The sequence below is a fragment of the Dyella humi genome (genome assembly GCF_044904605.1).
GTDB lineage: Bacteria > Pseudomonadota > Gammaproteobacteria > Xanthomonadales > Rhodanobacteraceae > Dyella_B > Dyella_B humi.
In genome coordinates this window covers 1-9833 of the sequence record NZ_JADIKI010000018.1, presented here as the reverse complement: position 1 = coordinate 9833, position 9833 = coordinate 1, and the positions used below count along the sequence as shown (strand labels likewise).

General features: G+C 57.8%; 11 protein-coding genes. 10 read left to right on the top strand and 1 reads right to left on the bottom strand.

Annotation, left to right across the window (positions count from 1 at the left end; genetic code table 11):
* The first annotated feature begins 186 nt into the window (after nucleotides 1-186).
* The 4 genes from ISP18_RS00185 to ISP18_RS00170 all read left to right on the top strand — a co-directional run bounded on the left by ISP18_RS00185 (nucleotide 187) and on the right by ISP18_RS00170 (nucleotide 2558).
* The gene (locus ISP18_RS00185) at nucleotides 187-954 is read left to right on the top strand and encodes an RHS repeat-associated core domain-containing protein (RefSeq protein ID WP_404559225.1); all 768 of its coding nucleotides are present in this window, start codon (nucleotides 187-189) and stop codon (nucleotides 952-954) included.
* On the top strand, nucleotides 951-1343 hold the full coding sequence (locus ISP18_RS00180; protein WP_284400326.1) for a hypothetical protein: 393 nt from the start codon (nucleotides 951-953) through the stop codon (nucleotides 1341-1343). The genes ISP18_RS00185 and ISP18_RS00180 overlap by 4 nt, the downstream gene beginning before the upstream one ends.
* Before the next feature lie 47 nt (nucleotides 1344-1390).
* The gene (locus ISP18_RS00175; protein ID WP_380017631.1) at nucleotides 1391-1750 is read left to right on the top strand and encodes an HVO_A0114 family putative DNA-binding protein; all 360 of its coding nucleotides are present in this window, start codon (nucleotides 1391-1393) and stop codon (nucleotides 1748-1750) included.
* A gap of 460 nt (nucleotides 1751-2210) precedes the next feature.
* The gene (locus ISP18_RS00170; RefSeq protein ID WP_380017632.1) at nucleotides 2211-2558 is read left to right on the top strand and encodes a mobilization protein; all 348 of its coding nucleotides are present in this window, start codon (nucleotides 2211-2213) and stop codon (nucleotides 2556-2558) included.
* A gap of 246 nt (nucleotides 2559-2804) precedes the next feature.
* On the opposite strand, the gene ISP18_RS00165 is transcribed toward ISP18_RS00170, so the two are convergent.
* Nucleotides 2805-3200 (bottom strand): helix-turn-helix domain-containing protein, encoded by a 396-nt coding sequence (locus ISP18_RS00165; RefSeq protein WP_380017633.1) that lies wholly within the window; start codon nucleotides 3198-3200, stop codon nucleotides 2805-2807.
* A gap of 108 nt (nucleotides 3201-3308) precedes the next feature.
* Between ISP18_RS00165 and ISP18_RS00160 the strand changes: the two genes are divergently transcribed.
* The 6 genes from ISP18_RS00160 (at nucleotide 3309) to ISP18_RS00135 (ending at nucleotide 9697) form a co-directional block, all read left to right on the top strand.
* Entirely contained in the window at nucleotides 3309-6314 is a 3006-nt protein-coding gene (locus tag ISP18_RS00160; protein ID WP_380017634.1) for a CHC2 zinc finger domain-containing protein, read from the top strand.
* A 1-nt stretch (nucleotide 6315) separates the two neighbouring features.
* The gene (xerC, locus tag ISP18_RS00155; protein WP_380017635.1) at nucleotides 6316-7329 is read left to right on the top strand and encodes a site-specific tyrosine recombinase XerC; all 1014 of its coding nucleotides are present in this window, start codon (nucleotides 6316-6318) and stop codon (nucleotides 7327-7329) included.
* A gap of 208 nt (nucleotides 7330-7537) precedes the next feature.
* The gene (locus ISP18_RS00150) at nucleotides 7538-8341 is read left to right on the top strand and encodes an RHS repeat domain-containing protein (RefSeq protein ID WP_404559224.1); all 804 of its coding nucleotides are present in this window, start codon (nucleotides 7538-7540) and stop codon (nucleotides 8339-8341) included.
* Nucleotides 8341-8664, top strand: a complete 324-nt coding sequence (locus ISP18_RS00145) for a hypothetical protein (protein WP_380011975.1) — start codon at nucleotides 8341-8343, stop codon at nucleotides 8662-8664. The genes ISP18_RS00150 and ISP18_RS00145 overlap by 1 nt, the downstream gene beginning before the upstream one ends.
* A gap of 496 nt (nucleotides 8665-9160) precedes the next feature.
* Complete coding sequence (locus ISP18_RS00140) at nucleotides 9161-9415, top strand: hypothetical protein (RefSeq protein ID WP_380011972.1); 255 nt, start codon at nucleotides 9161-9163, stop codon at nucleotides 9413-9415.
* Nucleotides 9416-9430: 15 nt separating this feature from the next.
* The gene (locus ISP18_RS00135; protein ID WP_380011970.1) at nucleotides 9431-9697 is read left to right on the top strand and encodes a hypothetical protein; all 267 of its coding nucleotides are present in this window, start codon (nucleotides 9431-9433) and stop codon (nucleotides 9695-9697) included.
* Nucleotides 9698-9833: the final 136 nt, after the last annotated feature.

The window sequence follows — 9833 nt, the reverse complement described above, 5'->3', positions numbered from 1 at the left end:
TCCAGAAGATTACCAACGGCCAAACCGAGCGCTACGTCTATGACGAAGCCGGGCAGCTGATCGGCGAATACGGTGCGACGAACCGCGATTACATCTGGATGGATGGCATCCCGGTGGCCAACGTCGATACGGCGAATGGTGTTAGCACGATCACCTACGTCACCGCCGACCAATTAGGCACGCCGCGTGCAATTGCAGACATCAACGGCANAATTAGGCACGCCGCGTGCAATTGCAGACATCAACGGCAATACGCTGTGGCAGAACGCCTACCAAGGCAATCCTTGGAACGAAGTAGCACCGACCAGCAACGGGTATGTGTACAACCTGGGTTTCAGTGGGCAGTACTTCGATGCGGAGACGGGGCAGTTTTATAACGACAATCGTTATTACGACCCCGGCCGTGGTGGCTACGATCAGCCTGATCCGATCGGTCAGAGAGGTGGACTTGGCCTCTATGTTTACAGCGACAACAATCCGCTGCTTTATGCCGATCCATCGGGGTTAAGTTGGAAGGATGCGATCGCCCTCACTTACGAGTGGGCTACGGGAACGGGGCCGCTGCATCAGGATTTTGGACCTAACACTAGCGAAGCTGCCGAAATGGCGAATGCACCAGGCGTTCTTGCTGCGGAAGCTCTTTATCGCAAAAAGAATGCGCAAAAGATCAAAAGCCATTGCCCCGGCAGCAGTTTCGAACCGGTCACTAACTATGCCGCGCGCTTTGGGCTAAAAGGTCTTGTCGAATCCGGATTGAATCCGACAGAGCAATTCATCGGGAGCTATCGCATCGACATATATCCGTCAGGGGATGATCAGATGGACGTGGTAATTAACAATACGTCGAGCTTCCAGTCATTTGCCTATGGCCTAGGGCCGGATTGGGACCGCTCTACGTTCGGACCAATGGGCAACATGAGCCAAACCATCCACGTCACTGCGAACGACCAATGAAAAGACTACTGATTCTCTCTGCCGTGTTGATGGTCGCGCTATCTGGGTGCGACACCGATCTTTTTAACTCAGGATGCCGAGAGATAGGTGATTCTGGCTATTCGCTTTGTCGCAACGATAATGGGTCGACAGTGTTTTACCTCGAACCAAATCATCAGGAACCGTCAGGTGGTGGTGTTTTGGATGGCACCGTACAGTCGATTGGGTGGGATGACAAAGTTATTGTCGCTAGTCGCCAATCTACCTTTCGCGGTGATCCTGATGGCCTGATGGTTGTGGATATAGCGAGCAAGAAAGTCGACGGCCCGATCGATCCATCATTGGTGGCGAAGATGCATCCGACTATCAAGCTCTCAAAGGCCCCCGATGCTTGGTCGGGTTTACGGTAGAAAGATAACGGTTCCAGGTTCCGTTTTGTGTTGGGTCAGTCGTTGCCATGAAAGTCTCGAAAACCATCGCGATAGGCGTCATGCCGCAAGCAAAGCTGCGCGAACGTGTGCTTGCGATTGCGCGTGGTGACTACAAACCCATGGCGAGTGATCCGAAAATCTGGTTCACGTCGATGAAGGCGGCGGCCAGCGTGCTCAGTGACGAAAACCGCACCTTGCTACGCACGATCGCCGCGACCCGGCCGGCCTCCATCGCGGCGCTAGCTGCCGAAACCGGGGCCAGCGTCCGCCGCGTGTCTCGGACACTGGCCATGCTGTCGCGCTATGGCCTGGTGGATTTACAGCCTTCCGGCAGGTCGTTGCGGCCTGTTACCCAGTGCGCGACCTATCGCATCGTGGTGTACTGATCGAACGCATCACATGTGCGCAATGCTTGGCATAGTGTTGCCTACCATGTGCAGCCTGGTTGCATCCTCTTGCGCAACATGTGCCGCACGTTTGCATCATCGCTTGCCTCACTGCTGCAGCACGATTGCATCATCTCTGCATCCTTCCGTGGCCCGTTGGGCCACGGTGGTAAGTGTGGACCCTCTTGGCGTGAAATCGGGCCGTTTTTAGGGGTGTTTGCGGGCCGTTGGCGGTTCCCTTAACCCTTAAAAATCGGCCATACACCTAACGCACTTCTTCGAAGTACGTTGCATCGCGCGCAAGGCGTTGTTGCATCAATCAAATTGCAAACATGATGCAAAAGTGATGCGCGCCAAAACGCTTACACAGCTACTACACGATGCTGCGCAAACGGCTATGCTGTGCGCATGAAGCGATTACAAACCGCTTACACGCTCATCACCGAGTGACTTGTCCAGCATGAAAGTCGTCAGTATCCGGCTCTCTGAAGCCACCGCCGCCCGTTATCAGTTAATGGCCGACCAGGTCTGGCCTAGCTCGATCCCACTCTCGACCTACCTCAAGCAACGACTTGAAGAAGGCGATGCCATTGCCGAACAGCTTGCTTCGTTGCGCCTGGACGTCGCCGATTTAGCGGCCGCGACCAAGCAAAGAGATGGACTACCTGGCGGCCAGCCGGATGCCGTGGCTATCGAAACCCTGCTACTGCTGCGCGCCGTGGCCAATCCGCGGGCCGTGCGTATCGTGCATGGCGAGCTGCAACGTCTGGGCATCAACCCATGGCAGGCGATTACCCGGGCCGGGTAATGCGCCAACTTTAGCTGGCTAAACTTTTATGGGATGCCATATCCGAGTGCAGGATAGGCTTTGCGCCGTAAAATGTATCCAAAGTGATATCACTGACCCGGGCCGGGTCACGCTGATGGCCTTGGAAATTTAGCCAGCTAAATCTTTTATAGAAATAAAAACACCCGCCGCTCAGGCTGCTATCGCAGCCCGTGAGGCAGGTGCTATGCGATCGACGCCGAGGTCGAATCGTTATCTCTTAGTCGCCTAGCGACTCGCTTGCTTCAACACCGTATCTAGCATCTCGCTGACGAACTTCTGCTTCGCCTTGGGAAGCTGGCTCACCTGATCTAGCTGCTGCTGCAGCCGCGATGTGGGGCCGCGCTTGCCCGCACTCTTGGTCGAAAAATTGCCCAGCAAATCCTCAAGGCTCACATCCAGCGCTTGGGTTACGGCTGCAAGCATGGCTATGGCGATGCGCACGGTGCCACCCTCGTAATGAGCCAACGTCTGCTGGGCGATGCCTAAGGTCTTTGCCAGCTCAACCTGCGTGATGCCGCGAGCCTTGCGGTGCTCGGCAATGCGCTGGCCAAGTTGTTCGTAAAAAGCACGGTCGGAGACGGCCATGGGGGTATCGGGCAAATAAGAGGTGCTGGCAAGCATCGCAGTGATCCTCGGTTGACGAGTTGACAATACTCTTATTACGGGTACTCTGCGAGCGAGTTATTTTTTACAAAACCCCCTTGACAGGTTTTTGGCCGGAGACCGTTTATGGCCCGCATATCCGAGCGCGAACTGGAACGGCTGAAAGACGAGGTGTCGATCCGTTACCTGGTGGAAGCGCGCGGCGTGGCGTTGACCAAACAGGGTGCAGACTGGATCGGCCGCTGCCCCTTCCACGACGACAAAACACCCTCGCTGGTCGTATCGCCCTCGAAGAATCTGTGGCACTGCCTGGGTGCGTGCCAGACCGGTGGCAGCGTGATCGACTGGGTGATGAAAAGCGACGGCGTGAGCTTCCGCCATGCGGTGGAGCGGCTACGCGAAGGCGTGTTCTCCCTCTCGACCGGCGACAGGGTGCAACGCTCGACGATCACGAAGTTGCCTGCACCCGTCGCGTACGACGCCGACGATAAAGCGTTGCTGCGTCAGGTGATCGATTATTACCACGACACCTTGAAACAAAGCCCCGAAGCGCTGGCGTATCTCCAATCACGCGGCTTGAACCATCCCGAGCTGGTCGAACGCTTCCGGCTGGGCTTCGCCAACCGCACCTTGGGCCTGCGGTTGCCGGAAAAGAATCGCAAGGCCGGTGGCGAGATCCGTGCGCGCCTGCAGACGTTAGGTCTGCTGCGCGACTCCGGTCACGAGCACTTCAACGGCTCACTGGTGGTCCCGGTGCTGGACGAGCATGGCGAGGTGACCGAAATCTACGGCCGCAAGATCACCGACAACCTACGTGCCGGTACGCCGCTGCATCTGTATCTGCCCGGTCCGCATCGCGGGCTGTGGAACCTCGAAGCAGTGCAAGCCAGCACGGAGATCATCCTGTGCGAAGCGTTGATCGATGCGATGACCTTCTGGTGCGCCGGCTATCGCAACGTCACCGCCGCGTATGGCGTGGAAGGCTTCACCGCCGATCACTTAGCCGCCTTCTTACACCACGGCACCGAGCGCGTGCTGATCGCCTACGATCGCGATGCGGCCGGCGAAGCCGCCGCTGAAAAGTTGGCCAAGCAGCTGATGGGTGTCGGCATCGCCTGTTACCGCATCCACTTCCCCAAGGGCATGGATGCGAACGCTTACGCGCTGCATGTGCAGCCGGCGACGAAGGCCTTGGGGCTTGTGATCCGAAAAGCGGTTTGGCTGGGCGAAGGGCAAGCACCGGCACGACCCGACATCGAGGCGACCGTGATCGCGCACGAACCGTTGAAGGTGTCGGATGAATCTCCTTTAGCTGCTGCGGTGATCGATGACGTACCCGCTATCGCATTAACACCCGAGCCGGCGTTGCCGGCGTCACCGCTGCCGCCGGCGCTGCCATCGATCGCATCCGAAGTGAGCGAGCACGAAATCATCCTCACGCTGGGCGAGCGTCGTTATCGCGTGCGTGGGTTGGCGCGCAACCTCAGCCCCGATAGCTTGAAGATCAATCTGCTGGTCTCACGTCACGAGCAGTTTTACGTCGACACACTCGACCTGTATGCCGCGCGTGCACGCACCAGTTACGCCACGCAGGCCGCCGTCGCGTTAGGTCTCGCCGAAGGCGTAATGCAAGCCGATCTTGGACGCGTGTTGCTGCATCTGGAAACGGTGCAGGACGACGTGATCAAGAAGAAGTTAGAACCGGCTGTGCCGGCGGCGGTGACGATCAATCCGGAAGATCGGGAGGCAGCGCTCGCGCTGCTGCAATCACCGACCTTGCTCGATGACATCCTGGCTGACTTCGACGCCTGCGGCGTGGTGGGCGAGCGCACCAACAAGCTGATCGGTTACTTAGCCGCCGTATCGCGCAAGCTGACCAGTCCGCTCGCGGTCGTCGTGCAAAGTGCCTCCGCTGCCGGCAAATCCTCGCTGATGGATGCGGTGCTGGCCTTCATGCCGGAGGAAGAACGCATCCGCTACTCGGCAATGACCGGGCAGAGCTTGTATTACCTCGGCCAAAACCAGCTCAAGCACAAGATCCTGGCCATCGCCGAGGAAGAAGGCGTGCGCCGTGCGGCATACGCCTTGAAGCTGCTGCAATCGGAAGGGGAACTCATGATTGCCAGCACCGGTAAAGATCCCGCGACCGGCAACCTGGTCACGCAGGAATACCGCGTCGAAGGTCCGGTGATGATCTTCCTGACCACCACCGCGATCGAGATCGACGAAGAACTGTTGAATCGCTGCCTGGTGCTGAGCGTCGATGAAGGCCGCGAACAAACGCAGGCGATCCATCGCCGGCAACGTGCCAAGCGAACACTGGAAGGTCTTAAGGCCCGTGAAGAACGCGATTACCTCTGTGCACGCCAACAGAACGCACAGCGCTTGCTGCGTCCGTTGGCCGTGGTCAATCCCTATGCCGATCAACTGACCTTTATGGACGATCGCACCCGCACGCGTCGCGATCATGAAAAGTACCTCACGCTGATCGACACGATCGCGCTGCTGCACCAGTACCAGCGGCCGATCCAGAGCACGATGCATCGCGGTAAAGCGATCGAATACATCGAAGTGACGTGGGCCGATATCGCGCAAGCCAATGCGCTTGCGCACGACATGCTGGGTCGCAGCCTCGATGAACTGCCACCGCAAACGCGCAACCTGCTGCGCGCCCTGTGCACGATGGTGGACGCGCACATGCAGCGTGAAGCGATCCCGCGCAACGAGGTGCGCTTCAGCCGTCGTGAGGTGCGCGAGGCGACCGCCTGGGGCGACACGCAACTGCGCGTGCATCTGGATCGCCTGGTGGCGATGGAATACCTCTTGGTCCACCGCGGCAGTCGCGGGCAAAGCTTCGTTTACGAACTGCTGTACGACGGTGACGGCAGTGCGGCACCGTATCTGTCGGGCTTGATCGATGTGACTACGATGGGCACGTCGCGGGGTGCAGAGCCTGAGAACGCGGGGCCATCGCGGGTCGCTTGCGGCGTCAACGCGGCCCCTGTGCGAAGCACGGAAACGCCCGCTAACGCCGACACGCCAACGGCTGCGATAAATCCCGTGCTCTCGCCGCGCAACACGCACGTCCTGGGCACGCCCGTGATCGCGTCGTCCCCCTCGCGCGTGGCCTGAGATGTCCCGCCGTCGCGCAACCCCCGTCACGCCGGTCAACGATCCGCTCGCCTCGCATCCACTGACGCGGTACATGAACGCACACTTCGAGGCGATGCTGGTCCGTGGTTACAGCCCCGACACCGTGTATGCCCGACGCATCGTGATGCGTCGCTTCATCGCCTGGTGTGCTGAACGGCATCTGGATGATCCGCGTGCGATCACCAAGCCGATGTTGGAGCGGTATCAGAAAAGCCTTTTTTACTATCGCAAGCCGAACGGGGAACCGTTGTCACTGGGCAGTCAAATGGGATGCCTGGCACCGCTCAAAACGTTTTTTAAGTGGATGGCTCGCGAGAATCACATCCTCTACAACCCGGCCTCCGAACTGGAGCTGCCACGGCAACCCAAACGATTGCCGCGTGCGCTGCTCTCGGTGGAAGACATCGAAGCGATCTTGCGTGAAGCGATGCCCGACACGGCATCGGGTCTGCGCGATCGCGCGATGCTCGAACTGGTGTACTCCACGGGGCTGCGTCGCATGGAAGTGACACGACTGGCGATCTACGACGTCGACCTTAGTCGCCGCTTGGTGCTCGTGCGCGAAGGGAAAGGGAAAAAGGACCGCATGGTGCCGCTGGGTGAGCGCGCCGCGGCGTGGGTCATCAAGTATCTGGCCGAGGCCCGTCCGGCGCTGTTGGTGGCGGATAACACGTCGCTGTTTATTACCGATCTTGGCGAGACGATCCTGCCGGAAAATCTGGCCAGCAAGGTGAAGCGTTACATGCAGCGTGCGGGCATCCACAAGGTGGGTGCCGTGCATCTGTTCCGGCATGCCTGCGCTACGCACATGCTCGATAACGGTGCGGACGTGCGCTACATCCAGGCGTTGCTTGGGCACGCCAACCTGGAAACGACGGAGATCTACACGCACGTCTCCATCGAGAAGCTGCAGCAGATCCACGCGGCCACGCACCCGGCCAAACTGACGCGCACCGCGCGGCCCGCGTCGGACGACGACGAACCCCACCGTTGATCTGCGTTGCGGTATGCGACGTGCGCCCTTGCGCGCACGTCGTGTGCGGTCGAAACTCGCGTCTAGGGAAAATCGCACCGCACAGGGAGAAGGTGTCTTCGTCAGGGGCTTGCTAACCCGCATCGCGTCTAGGGAAAACCGGCTCCGTTACGACGGACGTGCGTCGGATGAATCTCTTCGCGATTACATCTGGATGGATGGCATCCCGGTGGCCAACGTCGATACGGCGAATGGTGTTAGCACGATCACCTACGTCACCGCCGACCAATTAGGCACGCCGCGTGCAATTGCAGACATCAACGGCAATACGCTGTGGCAGAACGCCTACCAAGGCAATCCTTGGAACGAAGTAGCACCGACCAGCAACGGGTATGTGTACAACCTGGGTTTCAGTGGGCAGTACTTCGATGCGGAGACGGGGCAGTTTTATAACGACAATCGTTATTACGACCCCGGCCGTGGTGGCTACGATCAGCCTGATCCGATCGGTCAGGCGGGTGGGATTGGTATTTATCTCTACGGCCTGGACAATCCGCTGAGCAACATAGACCCGCTTGGGCTTTACCCGCTGCCCAGTCCTGGTACTCCATTGCCGTCGCCGTCGCCCGCACCTGGTCCCGGCCCCGGTATCGGGACAGTTCCAAACTACAGCCCTCCTGCGAACGATCCCAATTTTGAGCCGGAGGCGCCTGGTTTGGGGGGCTTAGCCATGCGCGCCTGCATTGCACAACCGGAGCTTTGCATTGTCGCAGGGAGCCTCTGGCCTACAGACGCGGGTAAGCAGGGAGATGAAACCAAACCAGGCGGGGATTCGAACGTCGTTCCATTTCCAGGGGATAGTAGACGGCCTATTCCCAACCAGTGTCCGGTAGATGAAGACGGAAAGGAAGATCGTTGTGCGGCGCTTTATAAAAGCACGTTGGACACATGCGCCAGTTTGACGGGAAAGAAGCGCTTTATGTGCGCGGCAGCAGCGCTTGAAAATTACAAACAGTGTATGGAGGAAAAGTAGTGAGTACATCATCACATCGAGTTATTGCCACGCGTCGGCTCGCTTATGCCTTCAAGGATGATCCGACTCGAAGGGCGTTCACTGTTCGTCTCCATGAGCCATTTTTTGTTGAACCTGGATCGGTTGACTTCAATGTCTCTGGGTGGACGTCAGGCTGTCTCGTGAGCTTCGACGGACTTGATGAAAAGGAGTGGACTACGTACGGGGCCGACGAGGTTCAGGCGGTCGAGCTGGCTGTTAAGTACATGGAGGATTGTTTGCGAAGGTTAAGCAAAAAATACGACCTCTACTTCGACGATGGTGAGCCGTATTTTGAAGACTAGGATCTAGGCTTAATGGTGGACAGAATCCAGCAAAACGAGCAAAACGGGACCGAGCAAAACGGGACAACGCAGCAAAACGGGACGGAGGTAGTTAAATCGTCAGGCACCGCGCTAGCATAAGGCGCGACGTCGACGAGCCATCGCTTACGGCTTAACTAACTCCGTCCTGTTTTGCCGTGGTTTTACCGTGCTGCCTGTTACTAGGCTGGCGATCTGCATACCATCCCAATGCCAACGGTCAGATCACCACCGTCGCCATCCTGCGATGGAGCCGGGCGCATCACGCGCCTCACCGACATCAATGGCGTCAACACCGACCTAACGTGTAAATCAATTGGGAAACGCGGAGGTAAACAGGCTTATGAAGTTTGCCGCCAACAGGCAATGCTTCGTTACGGTAACTGCCTAAGTGGTCGTGACAGTGAGATAGATGCTCCCCTTCCGCTGTGGCCATGAGAGCGACCTAGATCCTTCTTTTACTTTGGTGAAATTACATATGTCAGCACAGAAACCGCGTCGAGCAGTTTTAGTATCTGTTGAACGCGAAGGCGACAGCCTTCGTGTTCGCCTAGACGACGCTGAATGCGACGTCACTTCACTTAAAATTTGGAACCAAAAAGAGCATGTGACGAACAAGCTTCTCCCTGAGGAAAGTTTTCGTGAAATGAACATCAGCGATGAAGAGCTTGCTAATTTTGGAGCGGTTATCTTTGCGCGGCTCAACGCTTTTTTGGATTTGGGAGAAGCTTAGGCAAAATCCGTGCAAATGAATACACCATCAAATCGCGTCATTGCCACGCGCCGACTTGCTTACGCATACAAGGATGATCCGACTAGGAGGGCTTTCACGGTTCGCATCCATGAACCACATCTCCTGACTAAAGGATCGGTTGACTTTAATTTTGCTGAGGGGACGGCCAGCTGTGTCATCAGCTTCGACGGCCTTCAGGAAAAGGAAATGACTGTTCATGAAGCCGACGCCATCCACGCTCTAGAACTGGCGGTGCAGGACATCGAGCACTATCTGCGGTAGTTATCCGATCGGCCGCCTCACGCGGATTATCGAGAGCGCCGTCACCACCGTGTACTGCTACGACGCCTGGGGCCGAGTGATTCAGAAGCAAAAGATCACGGCGGCCGGCACGGACACCACCGGTTACAGCTACACC